Raw genomic sequence first — 17,750 nt, 5'->3', positions numbered from 1 at the left:
ATGATGAGCGCCCAAACAAAGAGATTTTGGTCTGGTCTTGTCTTAAACAACACCCTTTCCGGCATAATAAGAAAAAACTTATTCTTCAAGATTCTCTTTTTAGCTTGCAGTATCAATCTTTTATCCATGGGAATCGCACTGCTGGTTACATTTACCTCCAGTACAGGTCCTGCTGCAAGGATGAAGCAACAAGAGGAAAACCGTCAACAAAATCTGGCTCAAGTCCTTTATCTTTATTCAACCCCTTTGATTGAAAAGTGGGCCTTAGAAGGAAGACCCGCCGCTATTTCCTATGCCAATCAAGTAAAAACAATTCTTGATTTCGAACCTTATGTGTTTAATTCAGAAGGACATTCATTGACCAACAGAAAAATGTCGCCGGAATTTGAGGCAATTTTGACACAATTTCGAAAAAAAGAGTATCCGGTCATAAATACAAGTATCGCCGATGGCATTGTTGTAATGTGTCGACTGACCGGGCCGGATGGGAAAACATACACCATAGCAGGGCGTCAGGGCCGACCCAAAAAATTTTCGATTTTCCCGCCTGATTTCACAATAAGAATGATAATCTCTATTATTATGCTGACCCTGCTCAGTTTTCTGCTTACGCGCCATATCACAGGCCCCATAACAAAACTTCGCAGAGCAACCAGAAAAATTGCAACAGGGGACCTTGGAGCAAGGGTAAGTGAAACCTTTGGAAGGCGACAGGATGAAATCGCCCAATTGGGTTTGGATTTTGATCAAATGGCCTCCCAGATCCAGAATCTGATCAAAGACCGCCAGCAGCTTTTAAGGGACATTTCCCATGAGCTGCGCTCCCCCCTTGCAAGGCTCTCCATTGCACTGGAAATATCAAGAAACAAGGCATCGGACGAGGTCATGCCGAGCCTGCAACGCATTGAGCTGGAAGCAGAACGGCTCAATTTTCTCATTGGGGAAATTTTACTGCTGAACAGGCTCGAAACAGGGCCAAATTTAAGGATCTGTAAATCAGTTGACTTGTCTGATTTGATCCATCTCATAGGGGAAGATGCCAACTTCGAAGCACAAAGTAGAAATGTTTCTGTGGTCATTACCTCAACTTGTGTTATCAAAACCCACGGGTATCCGGAAATGCTTTATCGAGCCATTGAAAATGTCGTTCGAAATGCGATTCGGCATACAGCGGAGGGTACAACCGTGGACATCAATATTGAAACCCAAAACCTAGAAAAAGATCCCATCGTCCTGACCATTAAGGACCACGGTCCAGGTGTTCCATCGGCAGCGCTGCCTCATCTTTTCAAACCCTTTTACAGGGTAGAAGGAGACAGAGGAAGAAAAACAGGTGGCACCGGTGTGGGCCTTGCAATTGCGTACAGAGCTATTAAGCTTCATGAGGGAGAAATCAGGGCAGAAAATTCAAGGGATGGCGGTCTGAAAATCATTATCACTATTCCCAAAACAATCATTGCCAGTTAATGTACACAGTTCCGTTTGATGATAAAGGATATCCTGACAAAATTTTGGCACTACCATAAAAGTTGTCATGGTTCCACCCTGATGTGACGGCCGGATGTAATGTCTGCGGTCTCGATAAAGCAAAACCCGCCGTGCAGGCTACAGCTCCCGGGTCGCGTCGCCCCTCCATTTGGAACCCATCGTACCCAATTAAATTTTACATTAATATTTTTTATTGACATACATAGCTTGCTATGCAATATACATAGCAAGCTATGTGTTTGTTGCGTGAAATTTAACTTTTTATGTAGATGGAGAAAAAAAATGAATCAGTTAAAAGAAAAATCTTTGGGGTTTACCTTTCACTACACCACGCGTATGGCCATGGCGCTTCTCCAGGAAAGGATAAAACACTATAACGTGGCCGTTGGGCAATTCCCCATACTTGTCCATTTATGGGAAGAGCAGGGGATCACCCAGAAAGCACTTCGTGATCTTATCCGTGTTGAACAACCCACCCTTGCAAACACGTTAAAACGGATGGAGCGGGATGGATTAATAAAACGAGTACCAGATGAAGAGGATAAAAGGCAATGGCGGATTTATCTGACACAAAGGGCATTGGATATTAAAGAAGCACTGCAGGAGGCATCCCGCAGTGTAAATGAGATTATTATCGGAGGAATGAATGAAACCGAACAAAAAGAGTTCATGCGCCTGATCGGGATTATCACCTCAACCCTTGAAAAGAAATTGTCAAAGGACGTGTGAAATCCTTTGCTGTCAATTTTAAAAATTGTGTGGAATGCAGCCTGTGCATCAAACAATGCCATGAACGAGCGATTCAGATCGCTTAATTTTTCCTAAACAAATTAATTAAGAATAAGAGAAAAAAACAATGAAAACTCAATTTTGTACACTGTCAATAATAGCAGCTCTCCTTATTTCAGTAAGTGCAGCTTATGCACAAAATGATGTAAACCAAAGCCCAAAAGTTTATCAGGTTGAAACGAGACTGGATAACTATACGCGCCCGACAACATTTACCCCTACAAAAGCTATACCTGTAAATGGTGCTATTTCTGAAAATATTGTTACTACGACTCAGAACATCCTCAACAAAGAGGCTCATTTTCTTAAGAAAGGTCTCGTGAAACCTGTCGGCGAAAAACAATTCAGCGCATGGGAGCTTGTAAGTGATGAGGGTGGTTCGGGACATAGCCAAACAGCACCGAACCCTTTGACCTATTATGCGGCTGGAGCTTCTTCAAGCTTATTGACCCAGGTTGAAAGATTAATAAAAATATTGGCATTAGACGTTGAAGAGGTAAAAGTAGAATCAAAAATCTTTTTCAGATGGTTAGATCCGATGAGTAACAACTGGTCTGGTTATACTGATAAAGTTATCTCTAACATTCTCATTAAAAGCAGTGAATCACCTGAAAAGATAAAACAATTAAAAGAAAAAGCGCTTAAAGCGTGGGCGATTGGTGAAGGATTGGCAAATAAAACTACAATTGATGTAGGGATCCTTATCAATGCGGATGATTGGGCCGGGCTGAAAGCCCGTCCTGGCAAAGTAGCGTCACCGATATCCATCGATAATGGCCGCACTATCACCAATGTAACACCTGATCTGAACCTGCAAACAATAGAAATTGAAAAAGATCTTGGTCTGGATATGGGTCAGTTCCCTAATCCGGTTACATTTAGTGAAATATCCATAGCAGAATCTGCACATGATGCCACGCGTCCATACCTGCATAAAATCAGAGCGAAATCCTTGACTGAAAACTACCAGACCTGGGAGCTATATACCGATGACAGCCGTGGATATAAGGGTATGGACAAAGCACCTACATCAAGAGACTATTTTACCATGGGCACTTCGTTTTGTCTGATGAGTCAGCTTACAGCAAATAAAATGTACTTCCAGAAACAGGGCATCAATATCGATGATTTCAGAGTTGAACACCAGTTTAATTATCAACAGGATAATTTCATGACCCCGACAATGACCGGTCACCTTGACTATGTCATCACCAGAGTCATCGTAAAAAGTGATGCAGCAAAAGAGGCATTGACGGATTATGCGAAACAAGCCCTTCGCATGTGTTTTGCTGGTGAGGGTGTTCAAAATGAGACAGAGATGGAATCAAATATCTACCTCAATGGAACGATCGTCAAATAATTTTAAATGACAAATCTGTCAAGCATTCAGGCAGAATAAAACACAATGCCCCACCGGAAGGGAAAAAATAGTCAAAGAGGGACATGAAATCATTAAAGGAAGATATTGTGGCGCAAAGAAAAAAAGACAGTTTGACAGATACAGACGAGGTGAAACATTCCCGACGGAATATCCTTAAAGGGGCTGGCCTGGTCCTCATGGGAGGGCTCGCAGGGAAGATCAGCAGGGTCTCTGCCGCACCTGAACCAACAGCAACCCCGGCACCGCCCCTACCCTGGAAGTGGGTTGAGCTTGACCCCATGGAGGCAGGAACCCTGGCTTACCAAAGTTATCTTAAAAAGCACGGCGGATGAGGGACCGGAACCTGGCTGGGAGTTCTCAGCCTTCTGAAAGAAAAAGTCGGTTATCCCTGGACCACCCTTCCGGATTTTATGTTCGAACATGCCGGGCATGGCTACGCCGGAAGCGGGACCCTCTGCGGAGCTTTGGGTGTTAGTTCATGCCTTATCAACATGGTTCTCTACGATGATCATTACGGGTACATGGCCGTGATAGACTACCTGATGAAGTGGTATTCCGGCATGCAATTCCCAACAACACGGTTTGATCATCTGTCAAAATTTCCCAAACAGGTTCAGGAGCAGGCCATGACACCGCTTTGCCACACATCGGTTTCAAAGTGGGCCCTGTCAGCCGGAGTTGATGTCGATTCCATGGAAAAATTTGAACGCTGCGCCAAGGTGGCAGGAGAGGTCATCTATATGACAGTTCAAACCATCAATGAATACCTGGCGGGAAAATGGGCCCCGGAAAAATGGATGCCATCTGAAGAGACCGCTAAATGTCTTCAATGCCATGGTCCGAAAGTATTTCAAAAAGGTGAAGACGGGATGCATAACCAGATGGGTCAGATGAACTGCATGCTCTGCCATGAAGACCATACATAAGCGGGGTTATCGAAAGTGATGAAGCGGGTATCACCAATTTTGCCGGCATCTGCCCCCCATGGCCATCGAAGCCTGTCAAATAGAGTTGAATATTGCCCCCGATAAGCGTCCAACCTTGCCCCCTTCGATAAAAAGAATGCATCATTTTTAAAGCCAATACTCCTATGAATACTGGGCTTTTCAATAAAACCGCCTGCTGCTCGGATAACCGCTTGCTGGGGTCAATATCAGGCTGACTGGGGTCAAAATTGGACGCTGTTTGACATATATATTTTTATTTATTAAACAAAATTTAACATAGTCATACGTTGAAACCGATCCTGAAAAGCGTTATATGTGCAGTCATGAAAAAAATAGTTAAAAAAATATGGATCCCCACTCTTGCTATTATCATAATTGCTGGAGGGATGTTTTTTTACAATAGGCCGGTTGTGCTGCAAAAGGCCGTGCTCATGTCAACCCCGCTAATTTTCAGGGATAAATTGTCTAAACCCTATGACAGCCTGCCGCAAGATGTTGCGCCTCCCTTTCTTGATATATTTTATGCAACAGACCGTATGCCCACGGATATGGCCATCATAAATCCAATTTATTATGGAAACAATAGAAGTTCAAGCCTGTCCCTGGGGTTGGCAACCGTACAATTCGGTGATGAGGATATGGCTTGGAATGCAGTTGAAAAGGCAAGTTTTCAAAAGGACCGAGATATTGATGTCCCGTTACAGATAACCGAGATTAAAGAGCTAAGTACCATTGGAAATGCATCAAAGTTTTTAAAACATCCTGTGAATAGAGATGCTGATAAACCAGATGATTTTATGGCCTCAATTAAACGCCGGTTGTCAAATTCAGATAGCAAATCCATCTACATATTTGTTCCTGGTTTCAAGGTTGATTTTGCATACCCAGTTCTATTGGCGGCAGAACTCTGGTATTATTTGGGATACCCGGGGGCCTTTATCGCCTATTCGTGGCCTTCAGGGCAAAGGATAAGGGATTATCTCTCGGATGTCGAAACCACCGCTTTTACAGCTCAGCATTTTCGAATGCTTTTAATTTATCTGGCTAATGAAACAGATGTGGAGGCCATCCATATCCTCAGTTACAGTGCAGGCGCCCGAATCGTCAGTCAGGCCCTGCATGAATTAAGATTGATGACTCATGGATTTTCAAATTCCAAGCTGGAAAAAACCTTGAAAATTGATCAGGTTATTTTTGCCGCACCTGATATTGACATGATGCTCTTTGGGGCAAGGTACAGGGATGGGTTTGAGGATATTGCCAGAAATATAACCATTTACACCAATGCCAATGATACCGCATTAAATTGGGCATTACGGTTTTTTGGCTGGCCCCGCCTTGGGGCTCCCGGTGAGATGGGTATCACACCTGAAGATTTACAGCCGTATAAAATCTTTGATAAGACAAGAATAATTGATGTGGCGGCTGCTGAGGCAACTGCCTCCGGAAACGGGCACGGTTATTTTGTAAAAAGTCCTTGGGTGAGTACGGATCTTATTCTAACATTAAAATATAAGATCAATCCGTTTGAACGGGGCCTTTACAAAGATACCAAAGAGGCCATATGGAAGTTTCCAGACACCTATTTCCAGAGGATTAAAAAAATCGTTAATAAAAATCCATAATGACAGTTTATGACTTTTGCGGCTGTTCATAAACTCAATCATGACCAGAACCCAGGAAGCTTGCTGAAATCGACCCTTGACATAGGCTGTTCAGTTTGCCGTCACTATCATTTGATGTTTCCCCTTTAGCCATCTTTTTAGGCGTTAACTTCTTTTGCCAGTAGTGAGGGATACTCAAAACTTCACGGCGACAATATGTATTCATAGTCGTGACCATTCCACCCTTAAAATGTAAAAAGTCGCAGTCAACAATAAGTATCCGAAGGTGGAGTATTCGAAGCCTCGAATAGTTTAGGATACCAATCCAATTGTGAATTCTTTGGATGAAGGGATAGAGAACTGCCCGAATCAAACCAGCACTGTAAGGTTATTTATGTATTAGCCTTTCCTCCACCAGGGATATTTCTCCTGGCCACCTACCTGTCTTTTTTATTTATCAAATGATTCAAAAATCTGGATTGCCGTCTGGCGGGTTCGATTCAACTTTAATTCAAGTACATCCGGCCGAGAATAATGGCCAACCGGGTCAAAATTTTGTCTTTCTGCTCTGACACGCTGATGATCAATTTCAGCGGTAATTAATTTTTCTTCTTCAATATTTGGCTCAACTACCCATTCGCCGTCAGGTCCAGCAATACAGGAACCACCATTGGCCAAAAAACCTGTGCTGTTAGATAAAATTTTATCAAGATGAGGTGTGGTTTGGGGGAAATCTTTGGGCCGCATGATTGCTGAGGCTGAAATTATATAAGATCTGGATTCTCTTGCGATGAACCTGGTGATATCAGATGTGTTATGTATCCCACCTGGCCATAGAGCGACATGAAGATCTTCTCCCTGGGCATAGAGTGAAGCTCTTGCCAATGGCATCCAATTTTCCCAGCAATTCAACCCACCAATAGTAAATGCTCCTAATTTGTGAACCCTTAACCCATGACCATCACCAGGGGCCCATGTCAACCTCTCTTCGTAAGTGGGCATCAGTTTTCGGTGCACAGATTGGATGCCTTTCTTAGGGTCAATATAAACCATTGTACAATAAAGACTGTGTCTTCCCCGGTCAGCAGCCTTATCAATACAACCAAGATAAACAGCGATATTGCTTTTTGATGCAGCTTCACAAAGAGGGTCAAGATCACCGGCATCAATATCGACGGACTGATCTATATAATGGGCATGAAGATCCTTTTGGACTTTGGAATTGAATTCAGCACCATTGGTTCGTTCAATCCAGAAGGGATAACCAGGAAGTAATGCTTCTCCGAAAGTAACCAACTGACAACCCTCATTTCCAGCCAATTCTGTATATTTAAGGATCTTTTTTAGAGTTAGATCCCTGTTTAGCCATACCGGTGCAATCTGTGCGATACCGACTTTTATATTATTTCCTACCATGTCCCTATTTGATCCTCCCCGATATTTTGGATACTAAGTTAAGCAACTTTTTCATATAATATGGAAGTATTTTTTGAGGTCAAGGATTATTCTCCAAAGGTGGAGTATTCAGCCATCGAAATTATCATGGATACCAAAACAATACATCACCGAAAATCTGGATTAAAACTGATGCCAATCATGCAGTATTCTTGAGTTTCATCTGAGGAGCCTTGTCTCCAATTATGTTGAATGGCATTTTGATTTATTTGATGATGTCTTTCCTCATATAATGGAATTTTTTTTAAAAATTCATTTGTATTACATCACAATTAGTTGTAGATCTAAAATTGTCGAAATTGGACGGGATATCCGAGGTATTAGGTCTATATACTAAAAGCTTCTCCACTTTATACGCAAAATGAAAATCCTGTTAAGGGTTTTAAGCCTCAACTCCCATCAATGATGGAAATATTCATTTATGAACCAAAATCTTAAGAGAAAAGGACAATGTATGATGAAACGAAAAATTATGTCAAAACAGAACATAAGCATTCGGAGACTCAGATGTGGCGCAATTATAGCATTTCTACTTATGACTTTTGGAATAAGTGTTGCGATTAGCGGCATTGCTCTGGCGAAAGATCCATCTAAACAAGAACAACAGACGGAAATTCGTAAAATGGCAAAAGAAACTCTGGCCAGGCTATACAAGGAACAGCCAGCCTCCAAAAAAAACGTGGAGGCATCGGCTGGCTATGCTGTATTTAGCAATTTCGGTATGAAGATTTTCTTATTCGGTGGCGGTTCAGGGAAGGGAGTGGTGGTCGACAAATCCACTAAAAAAGACACCTTTATGAAGATGATCGAAGCCCAGGTAGGAATTGGTATGGGGGTGAAGAAGTTTAGACAGGTCTGGGTATTTAAAAGCAAAAAGAGTTTGAATGGTTTTATCAATTCAGGATGGGAGCTTGGCGGTCAGGGAACGGCTGCGGCCAAGTCCGGCAGTCAGGGAGGCGATCTTGCTGGGGCGATTGCAGTAGATGTGGATATTTTGTTATACCAGCTTACAGACGACGGGCTCGCCCTTGAACTCACTGGGAAAGGCACTAAATACTACAAAAATGACGATTTGAATTGATACTCGTTTGCTCGTGGTACATTAGAAGGAGAAGACCTTTCATATAAAAGTTGAGTTCAAGGCAATGATCAAGGGAATTGGCGGTTTTTGTTTGGGTACTAAGTATGTTTTAAAAATAATTCTAAATTATTTATGTCGTATCATAATTAGTACCTGCCCGAAAATTTCAACTCCATTATATAAATCAAACGTATCATTCTCGATAATATTTTCATATTCAATTTGATAAATATATAGATCACATTTTAGCAGATTTCATAAAAATATTTTCCAGGGTTTGAACTGCTGGATACTCCAATATAATTTAACGGGAAATTGGTTCATTTGCTTTTGGCCTATCCTATATAATTGAATAGCTATTTACACAAATTTGAAACACTGATATTGATTTACGGATCAAACTTTTTAATCTTTTCAGGTCGGATAACATTCAAATTGGTGGGTTATCCAGATCTGTATAATCCTTGCTTGGATTAAGCCCTGACGGGCGGACGGAGAGAGAAAAGTTGCTTTTACCCAAGGGAAAATATTGTGCCAAACTCTCCCGATAAATTGAGTTTGTCCAACAAATAAGTTGAAGCCGGACATCGAAGCATTTTTTTTGCGGTGTGGTGGCCGCTTAACGTTCGTTTTTGTAAGTTTGGGGTAACGTTATTTTAATGTTAATATTAAATTTTGGAAAGTTTTCATTGCGGTGATATTGTGGCATGATGACATTTTGACAAGCCACAGGTTGTTTACTAAAAAAGCAGAGTAAAAAAATTAATGATATGTTTAAAATAAGAAAGGCTGAACCAGATGAATATCCTAAAATTGAAAAAATTTTTGAAACTCAGGGATTAGAGAATAATAAAAATGGCGTTGAGATTTTCAAGGGATATTCGGTTGAAACATTTAACACGCTAATCGGCGGAGCAGAAGTCATGCTTCAAGATGGTGAATATTCTTTTTCTGTTGCTGTGGATGATGATTATAAAGGGCAGGGAATCGGAAAGTCCTTATTTCAACTGATTAAAAAAGAAATACGGGGTTTAGGGGCCAAAAGGATAATGATTCAAGCGAAAGTCCCTACTTATTGGTCAAAATTTGGGTTTGTGGAAGTTATTGATCTTGATGATGTACCAAAAAAATTCCGGTGTGATGGCTGTTCTAAATATGGTAAAGATTGTTTCCCTAAGGTAATGATTTTGGATTATTAATGTGAATCGGGGCCGACTTGATTTTTTATCCTATCCCATAAAACTGGAAGCCAAATTAAGCATATTTTGAAATATTACCAACAATGATTCTTCCCCGTAAAACTGGAGGATGTGTTAAGCTATGCTTGAGAAATGTAAACAAGAAAAATGAACTGGATTTCACCGGTTATTTGCAGTTATGCAAATAGACCAAATCTTATCCTTAATAAATAATTACCGATCGGAATATATATGAAATTATTAATACGTAACTTAGATCGATTAACTACAGAAGAAGAGCTGAAAGGTTTGTTCCAAAAGTTCGGTGCAGTTCAATCTTGCAACTTGGTAATCGACCGAGATAGTGGCAAGTCTAAAGGTTTTGGTTTCATTGAGATGCCAAAGTCAGACGAAGCAAAATCCGCAATCAAAAATCTAAACAACAAAACTATCGGCAACAATAAAATACGTGTTAAGGAAGCTGAAGATAGAAATGCATAACGCCACGCTGCAATCTGACACAAAAAAGCTCCGGCCAAAAAAACGGCCTCCACTTTTTTGTGCAGTTGAGCGTGGCGTTCATTTTCAAAATTTTTTAAGGAAACGAAGACCCCACAATGTGTCTATCTATGGTCGCCACAAGCCTTCCACCCAAAGGCGTTGACTTCTTTTGGCAATACTGCCTGGTATCAAAATACAGCCGGTCACGACTTGTATTCATAGGGCACAGTCCAGACGAAATTTGGGCACCCCCACATATGGTATAGAGGGCTTTTCCTGTCTTGAATTTTTTATTCAATTATATGAGCCAATGGCTTCATGGCCGGGCATTCTTCAAGATTACAGTTGATAAATATATAGACGTTAATGGGCCGGTTGATCCGGCTCAATAATAAGTATCCAAAGCTGAAGTATTCAACGCTTGGAATAGTTTATGATACCAGAACAATACATCATTAAAATTTTAGTGGGAGTCGCTTTCCCATAATAACAGTATGTTTGAGTTTCTGGCTTGATTAAAAACGAGTGAGACACTTTATTTTCATTGATCTTTTTTGGGGGCCAGGTATCAATGGAACGAAGAATGTTCTATCTCTATGTATAAAAAATCGAAAGATATTGACAACCACTTGAAAAAGTATACAATTCCACACATTTTTATAGCCAAACCTATCGCAAGGTAGGGACGGAAAGCCACGGGTCTTTTGAAAAAGATAGCCGAGTTGCAAACAGAAAATATAATTTCATAAATGCAACCGGGTTACCTTAAAAAGGTGCCCGTTTTTTTTGTTCATAAATATTAGAATTGGAATATCCGCAAATGACATTTAAAACGAATTGCCAATCATGGTAACCGAGCCGATCTGAATTAAATAAAAAAAATACACATAGAATCTGATTGATATAGTAAAAAATATTAAAATAGCGATATCTGGAAGAATACAGAAATAGTTTTTTGTGGCCTGGCGGATATTGACTAATGAAAATGATTTGGAGGAAAAAATGCAAAAAAAAATTGGTTTAAAGGGAAAGCTGTTGCTTTCGATCTGCAGCATCCTTTTTATATCTTTGGCGATTTCCATTTCGGTAATCAGCACCAAGGCTTATAAGTCATCCAAAGAGGAAGCATTGGAGAAAACCATGGCCATGACCCGTCATTTCGGGGCCCAGGTCCAGCTTGAAATGGAGAGAGCCATAGATTCGGCAAGGACCGTGGCCCAAGCCCTGGCCGGATTCAAGCAGCATGGTCAGGTGCCTGAAAGGGAGGTTCTCAACATCATGCTCAGGCAGATTCTTGAAGATAATCCGGAATTCCTTGGTATCTGGACAGTCTGGGAGCCTAATGCCTTGGATGGCAGGGACAAAGAATTTGCAGGGCAAAAAGGCCATGATGATACAGGCAGGTTTATTCCCTATTGGAACCGGGTGGGAGGTATGCATATTGAGCCCTGTGTAGATTATGAAAACGGCACCTATTATACCAAACCCATGTCAACGGGTAAGGAGGTGGTCATGGAGCCGGTTACCTATGAGATCGGTGGCAAGGATGTTACAGTGGTAAGTGCCTGTATACCCATAAAACATGATGGCCGTGTGGTTGGGGTGGTTGGTGCTGATTTTTCCATGGACAAGATGCGGGAGCTTGTTTTGGGAATCAAGGCCTATGAGAGCGGTTATGGCTTTCTTGTTACTGACACCGGCGCCATTGTGGCCCATCCAATTCCTGAGATGGTTGGAAAAAACATAAAGGAAATTGTTTCTTCCCCGACCTTAGCAGCCATTACCAGGGGAGAGGAGGCCGTTGAAGTCCTCACTTCGGCAAAAATCGGAAAGGCCATTCAGTTTGTTTTTGCCCCTGTGAACCTGGGCCGTACCGGGGGTGCATGGAACATATCCGTGGGGGTTCCTGTTGATGAAATCATGGCCAATGCCAGATCCCAGAGAAACATCAGCATCATCATCGGTTTGATCACCATGATTCTTCTCTTTGTGGCTATTTTTTATATTGCAGATGCGGTTATCGTAAATCCTGTGAAACAGGTACTGGCTGGCCTCAACGACATTGTCCAGGGTGAGGGTGATACAACCAAACGACTGAAGGTCACATCCCATGATGAACTGGGTGACCTGGCCAGGGCTTTTAACCTTTTCATGGAAAAACTCCAGGGCCTGCTTACTGTTATTTCAAAGGATACAGATTCCGTTGACAAAGCTTCGGGCTCCCTGGCAGACCTCGCAGGAGGACTGGCCACAGGGGCTGATGATACTTCGGAAAAATCCAGATCGGTGGCCGCAGCCACCGAGGAAATGAATACCAATATTAATTCGGTGGCTGCAGCCATGGAAGAGGCCTCGACCAACATCACCATGGTTGCCTCGGCCACCGAAGAGATGAATGCCACCATCAATGAGATTGCAGGCAATTCTGAAAAGGCCAGATCCATTGCAGGAGAGGCGGTTTCAAAAACGGACAGTGCCAAAGATCACATGACTGAACTGGGTAGGGCTGCCCTTGAAATCGGTAATGTAACTGAAACCATTAATGATATTTCCGAACAGACCAATCTTTTGGCTCTTAACGCCACCATTGAGGCTGCCAGAGCAGGAGAGGCAGGCAAGGGGTTTGCCGTGGTGGCCTCGGAGATCAAGGACCTGGCCCGGCAGACTGCAGAGGCCACCAAAGAGATCAAGAAGAAAATCGATGGAGTCCAATCAATTGCTCAGAGCAGCGTGTTAGAGATCCAGGACGTTGCCAGGGTCATTGTTGATGTTAATGACATCGTGACCACAATTGCTTCGGCGGTTGAAGAACAATCCATTGCAACTTCGGAAATCTCCGGCAATATCGGTAATGCTTCCCAGGGCGTCATTGAAGTAGGTGAAAACATGAGCCAGGTTTCTGTTGCCTCCAGCGAGATTGCCAGCGAGATTGCCCATGTCAATGTTTCGGCCGAAGAGATGAGTAATAGCAGCAGCCAGGTCAACGGCAATGCCGCTAATTTGGCCGATCTGGCCGGAAAACTAAAAGAAATCTTGGGTACTTTTAAAATCTGATCCTATTATTTTTACAGGATGATTTATATCCGATATAAAGACTGTGCTGATTCAGCCTGGGTCTCAGGATTCCGGAATCCTGAGACCCAGGCTTATTTGCTAAGAGGATGAAATATCTAAATAGATTGATCAAAGAACACAGACTCAACTGACGACTGTCCTTTAAGGGATAGAGTTGACTTGTACTTATCAAAAATTTTTCACGATGCTGTAAATAAACTTTTTATGTCACTGCTAAACGTTAAAAAGGATTGAGATGAAACATCACGGTGAGTTTGAAATAAAGATAGTCGGGCGTGTTGTTGAATTAATGTTATAGGCGCTTGGAACGAGGATACAGCAAGAGAGTATGTTGAAGTTTTTAAAACCCTTACTGCAAAGTTAAACACTTCACCTTGGGGAGTTCTTATTGATGCAACTGAATGGGAGTTGGGCACTCCGGAAACAAAAAAAATTATTGCAGATTTCATGATTTGGTGTATGGAAAATAATCAACGATATGAATCAACAATTATTGGTGAAAGCGAATTAAAAATAATATCAAAGTAATCGATATTACCAACATTTGGATGCTGATGTAATTGATCAACGTTTTTTTATCTCAATTAAGGACGCAATTGAATGGTTTTCAAACATTGGACTGGGGTGTAAATCATGGCCGTTGTAGTAATCGGACTGAAATTTAGTAGACAATCGCATTTCTTTATGTTAGGGGACAATAAACCCCTATAACATAAGGAGTCCTCCATGGAAAAAGACGCCTACCAAAAGATCATTGATGAGGTCAGCAAAAAATTAGCCGGAGAAATATTATCAAAAGAAAGAAACTTGGCCCAAAGGGCAATGACTATCGATCGTGATATCGCTGATATAATCAAAGATGTTGGCTTGAAAACCTGCAAACAGGTTATAGAGGAAACCCGAGACGAGATAGTAAAAAAAAACGCCGGAAAGGATTGATAATCCACAAGAATCCAACTGTGATATTCAATACAATCTTTGGGAAGCTTAAAATTTTATCCCCATATTTATGGCTCCAAGGGAGTTCATCCAAACCCTTGATTGATGATATGAAGATCTACCATAATAGCCGAAGTGAGGCTGTAAACAGGGCATTAAGCGATTTTGGAATTGAGGAGTCTTTTGCAAATGCAGTTATCCGATTCAAAGATCACTACTATTATGATATTGGACCAAGCGCAGTGGCCAGATCAACCAAAGATATAGCCCATCAGGCAATGGAATTCATAGAAAACAAGTTTTCAAATGTTGATTTTGCGCACGAGGATTCTGGTTTGGAAAAAATGCTGCTTGAACTTGACGGTTGTGAAATCCGCACGGCAAAACTTATTCCTGCTGAAGGGGAAAAAGAGACAACCCCGATCCGCAAGAATCCTAAAAAAGCTAAAATAATCAAGTGGCGTGATCGGTAGATGTCAAGCAAGTTGTCGCCTAAACATAGAAAAAATATCGTGCTTACCGCAACACCTTCTCATGACCTCCGACGGGTTTTTTTTGGATGCCCATTCTCGGCCATGAGAAACTGTTGCTCTTTTATAGATAAAATCAAGTCTTCTGGTCCGCAAAGACAATATCTGCGGTTTCTTTCCCATCAGTTGTTTTTCCTGGTGAATTGTTCCTCTTGTTTAAAGCCACTTCACCAATGTGCTTCCAATTTCTTGAAGTCCCGGTCCAGCGTTCCGGGTGAGAAGCCTTTGCCTCCAGATAGACCTGATGACGTTTTTCAAGGATTTCAATATCTTTTCGGTCATGTCTGTCTACTGGGGTTACAAAGCCAATACCGCTATGAAGATGCTCATTGTTGTACCATTGGGAAAATTTTTCTGCCCATTTTCGGGCACTGTTCAAGTCGTCAAAGGGATGTTCCGGGTATTCCGGCCGATATTTCATGGTCCGGAACAGCGACTCAGAATAAGGGTTGTCGTTGCTGATCCTGGGTCTGCTGAACGATGGAGCTACCCCCAGGGACTCCAGTTTTGCAAGCATGGTAAAGGCTTTCATTGGCCCGCCGTTATCAGAATGCAGAACCAGCTGATTCTTTTGCACTTTTTCTTGATGGCAGGTGTCTGTAATCAGAGCGGCTGCCAGCTCTCCAGATTCACAATCATAGACCTGGTATCCCACTGCTTTGCGGCTGTAGACGTCCATGATCATATAAAGGTAGAAAAAACGCCCTTTTACCCGGGCCGGTAAATATGTGATATCCCAGGACCATACCTGATTGGGGCCTGTGGCAATGTAAGCCTCCGGTCGTTTGCGGGCTCCTGCCTTGCTTGAGAGGCGGTGTTTGTTCATTTTCTGCTCTCTCAAAATTCTGTACATAGTGGCTTCTGAGCCCAGATAGATGCCCTGATCTGCAAGTTTGGGAACAATTTGGTGGGGATTGAAATCCCCAAATTCTGAGGATGTCAGCACATCCATGATTTGTGTCCTCTCTTTTTGGGATATCTTGTTCCCAGGCACAGCCCGGGAGCCTTTGCGGTGATCATTAAAGCCATGCTTTTCCCAACGTTGCACCGTTCGAAGCGGCAGCCCCAGAAGTTCTGCTGCCAGATGCTTTCGTGCACCAGCCTTACAGGCCTCCTGGGTCAGCATCAACGCCGTCTTTTTGTCGCCTTCACTGATCAATCGTCCCTGGGATCCCCCCAGATAAAGTTTGCTTTTTTTTTAAGAACCAGCAGGGCTGCCGTCTCGGCAAGTGCTTTATCCTTGCGGTTCAACTCTTTTTTCAGAGCAGCATTCTCCTTCTTTAACCGGGCAGTCCCTTTGACTCTAAGGGAGGCCTTGTTCGGGGTTAACAAGGAGAGGATGTCTTTTTTCCATTGTTCAAGGTGATGAGAAAAGATCCCTTTTTTACGGCACCAGGAAACACGCTCCCCTTCCGGCATGGCACCTGTTTCCATCAAAGCATTCAGTCGTTGTTCTACAGACCAGTCCTGGGGGCGTTTTTCTTTGTCAGTCAAATTTTCGATTCCGTTTTTTTTGTGGTTTTTAAGCCAGTAAGTCAAGGTGGACCGGCCGATACCGGCTTCGCTTGCTATTTCATGATGAGGTTTACCACCCATCAGTACTTTTTTTATCACAGCCTCTTTTGTTTGAATCGGGTATACCATAAAATCACCTCAATGCCCCCGGGTTTGATTTTCAATTGAGGCGACATCTATCCTGACACAGGGGGTGATGTTCGATTAGGCTTTGTAAGGCCATTAGATTCAGAAACCAAAATATTTGCAGGCAAAATGGATTCATACCAAACTGTTGTCAGTCAAATGCATAGCGCTGGCGTTTTAATCGGCATGACTCAAAAAACAGAGATTGTCGGAGTCGCAGACGGTGGCAAAGGGCTCAGCGAAGAACTGAAAAAGCAATTCCCCTCTATGCAATTTATATTGGATAAATCCCATTTCCGTGATCATTTATATGACACTGCAGAAGCCCTCGGAATAAAACAGGAGAACCGTTCTGACTGGGTTAATCCACGACTCAAAGCAGTTGCAAATGGAAACGTTGACGAGGTGCTAAAAGAGTTTGAAGTTGAGAACAAAAAGGATCCGATTCATCGACGAACCCGGTTAATTGGATACATCAAGCGTTTTAAAGATGCACTGGATTACAATAAATTTAAATCAAAAGGCTATCCAATCGGATCTGGGGAAATAGAAAGTGCTCATAAATCAATCCCCCAAAAACGGTTAAAAATACCGGGAGCAAGCTGGCGAAGTGATTCTATAAATCCAATATTTTCCTTACGCATCTTAAGAGCGAATGGCTGGTGGGAAGAATTTTGGGATAATCGGATTGAGGAGATGGCAGCAGCATGATTACTACAACGGGGTTGATTTACACCCATTGGACTGTACAAAGTATAACTTATCAATTGAGGTAGAAAACAGCCTGTGTTTCGCTCCAATTTTGTCGGCTCAAGTAAGAATTAAAAAGTCAATTTAATACAGTAATTACCGCCCTGGTGAGGGTTTCCGGAAAGGCCGGTAATTAATAAAAAATTGAGTTTTTCTATTTTTGCGACTCAATGATTAGTATCCTTATCTTGAGTATTTGGATGCCGGATTTCTTAAGGATACCAAAACAATTGGAAACTTTTTTCAACTGAAAATTTAGAGCAAAATCATGCAAGTATCATTGACTTTTGAGATTCGAAAAAAGCCTCTATGTTTTGGTTTGAAAGATTTTAAATTAAGTTTGGACTGACAGGAATAATCTGGGGGAAATCTTGAATCCTGAAGGGCCAAG

At 42.1% G+C, this 17,750-nt stretch carries 16 protein-coding genes and 1 riboswitch; of the genes, 13 read left to right on the top strand and 3 right to left on the bottom strand.

The genetic code is table 11. The annotated features are described in order from the left end of the window. From ACZ45G_RS02070 to ACZ45G_RS02045, 6 genes are all read left to right on the top strand, one after another. Positions 1 to 1,467 (top strand): ATP-binding protein, encoded by a 1,467-nt coding sequence (locus tag ACZ45G_RS02070; RefSeq protein ID WP_464174981.1) that lies wholly within the window; start codon positions 1 to 3, stop codon positions 1,465 to 1,467. Between the two features lie 303 nt (positions 1,468 to 1,770). Further along, a complete protein-coding gene (locus tag ACZ45G_RS02065; protein WP_464174980.1) occupies positions 1,771 to 2,217 on the top strand; it encodes a MarR family winged helix-turn-helix transcriptional regulator in 447 nt (148 codons plus the stop codon). A gap of 127 nt (positions 2,218 to 2,344) precedes the next feature. Further along, positions 2,345 to 3,637 carry an OsmC family protein gene (locus tag ACZ45G_RS02060; protein ID WP_464174978.1) on the top strand — a complete coding sequence of 431 codons (1,293 nt, stop codon included), beginning with the start codon at positions 2,345 to 2,347 and terminating at the stop codon, positions 3,635 to 3,637. Positions 3,638 to 3,720: 83 nt separating this feature from the next. Further along, positions 3,721 to 3,990, top strand: coding sequence for a hypothetical protein (locus ACZ45G_RS02055; protein ID WP_464174977.1), 270 nt, complete (start codon positions 3,721 to 3,723; stop codon positions 3,988 to 3,990). A 15-nt stretch (positions 3,991 to 4,005) separates the two neighbouring features. After that, entirely contained in the window at positions 4,006 to 4,584 is a 579-nt protein-coding gene (locus tag ACZ45G_RS02050; protein WP_464179839.1) for a C-GCAxxG-C-C family (seleno)protein, read from the top strand. 407 nt (positions 4,585 to 4,991) lie between these two features. Further along, positions 4,992 to 6,230, top strand: a complete 1,239-nt coding sequence (locus ACZ45G_RS02045) for an alpha/beta hydrolase (protein ID WP_464174976.1) — start codon at positions 4,992 to 4,994, stop codon at positions 6,228 to 6,230. A 429-nt stretch (positions 6,231 to 6,659) separates the two neighbouring features. Here the strand turns inward: ACZ45G_RS02045 and ACZ45G_RS02040 are convergent, their stop codons facing one another. After that, the gene (locus ACZ45G_RS02040) at positions 6,660 to 7,625 is read right to left on the bottom strand and encodes a carbon-nitrogen hydrolase family protein (RefSeq protein WP_464174974.1); all 966 of its coding nucleotides are present in this window, start codon (positions 7,623 to 7,625) and stop codon (positions 6,660 to 6,662) included. Between the two features lie 493 nt (positions 7,626 to 8,118). Here ACZ45G_RS02040 and ACZ45G_RS02035 point away from each other — a divergent pair, with 493 nt between their 5' ends. The 6 genes from ACZ45G_RS02035 to ACZ45G_RS02010 all read left to right on the top strand — a co-directional run bounded on the left by ACZ45G_RS02035 (position 8,119) and on the right by ACZ45G_RS02010 (position 14,911). After that, positions 8,119 to 8,745 (top strand): lipid-binding SYLF domain-containing protein, encoded by a 627-nt coding sequence (locus ACZ45G_RS02035; protein ID WP_464174972.1) that lies wholly within the window; start codon positions 8,119 to 8,121, stop codon positions 8,743 to 8,745. A 770-nt stretch (positions 8,746 to 9,515) separates the two neighbouring features. Continuing rightward, entirely contained in the window at positions 9,516 to 9,944 is a 429-nt protein-coding gene (locus ACZ45G_RS02030) for a GNAT family N-acetyltransferase (RefSeq protein ID WP_464174970.1), read from the top strand. A 231-nt stretch (positions 9,945 to 10,175) separates the two neighbouring features. Beyond that, positions 10,176 to 10,424, top strand: a complete 249-nt coding sequence (locus tag ACZ45G_RS02025; protein WP_464174969.1) for an RNA recognition motif domain-containing protein — start codon at positions 10,176 to 10,178, stop codon at positions 10,422 to 10,424. A 652-nt stretch (positions 10,425 to 11,076) separates the two neighbouring features. After that, positions 11,077 to 11,154: riboswitch (cyclic di-GMP riboswitch) on the top strand. Between the two features lie 272 nt (positions 11,155 to 11,426). Then, complete coding sequence (locus ACZ45G_RS02020; RefSeq protein WP_464174968.1) at positions 11,427 to 13,478, top strand: methyl-accepting chemotaxis protein; 2,052 nt, start codon at positions 11,427 to 11,429, stop codon at positions 13,476 to 13,478. Between the two features lie 747 nt (positions 13,479 to 14,225). Then, positions 14,226 to 14,438 (top strand): hypothetical protein, encoded by a 213-nt coding sequence (locus ACZ45G_RS02015; RefSeq protein WP_464174967.1) that lies wholly within the window; start codon positions 14,226 to 14,228, stop codon positions 14,436 to 14,438. 98 nt (positions 14,439 to 14,536) lie between these two features. Beyond that, a complete protein-coding gene (locus tag ACZ45G_RS02010) occupies positions 14,537 to 14,911 on the top strand; it encodes a hypothetical protein (protein ID WP_464174966.1) in 375 nt (124 codons plus the stop codon). A gap of 133 nt (positions 14,912 to 15,044) precedes the next feature. Here ACZ45G_RS02010 and ACZ45G_RS02005 read toward each other — a convergent pair whose 3' ends face one another. Both ACZ45G_RS02005 and ACZ45G_RS02000 read right to left on the bottom strand, forming a co-directional pair. Then, complete coding sequence (locus ACZ45G_RS02005) at positions 15,045 to 16,127, bottom strand: IS3 family transposase (RefSeq protein ID WP_464174964.1); 1,083 nt, start codon at positions 16,125 to 16,127, stop codon at positions 15,045 to 15,047. Continuing rightward, complete coding sequence (locus ACZ45G_RS02000) at positions 16,124 to 16,612, bottom strand: transposase (RefSeq protein WP_464174963.1); 489 nt, start codon at positions 16,610 to 16,612, stop codon at positions 16,124 to 16,126. Before ACZ45G_RS02000 ends, ACZ45G_RS02005 begins: the two co-directional genes overlap by 4 nt. A 126-nt stretch (positions 16,613 to 16,738) precedes the next feature. Between ACZ45G_RS02000 and ACZ45G_RS01995 the strand changes: the two genes are divergently transcribed. Continuing rightward, positions 16,739 to 17,320: a hypothetical protein gene (locus ACZ45G_RS01995; protein WP_464174962.1), complete on the top strand. Its 582-nt coding sequence runs from the start codon at positions 16,739 to 16,741 to the stop codon at positions 17,318 to 17,320. Positions 17,321 to 17,750: the final 430 nt, after the last annotated feature.

This window comes from Desulfoconvexum algidum, assembly GCF_055382125.1.
The sequence above is the reverse complement of the archived record's forward strand: the minus strand, read 5'-3'. Positions and strand labels throughout refer to the sequence as shown.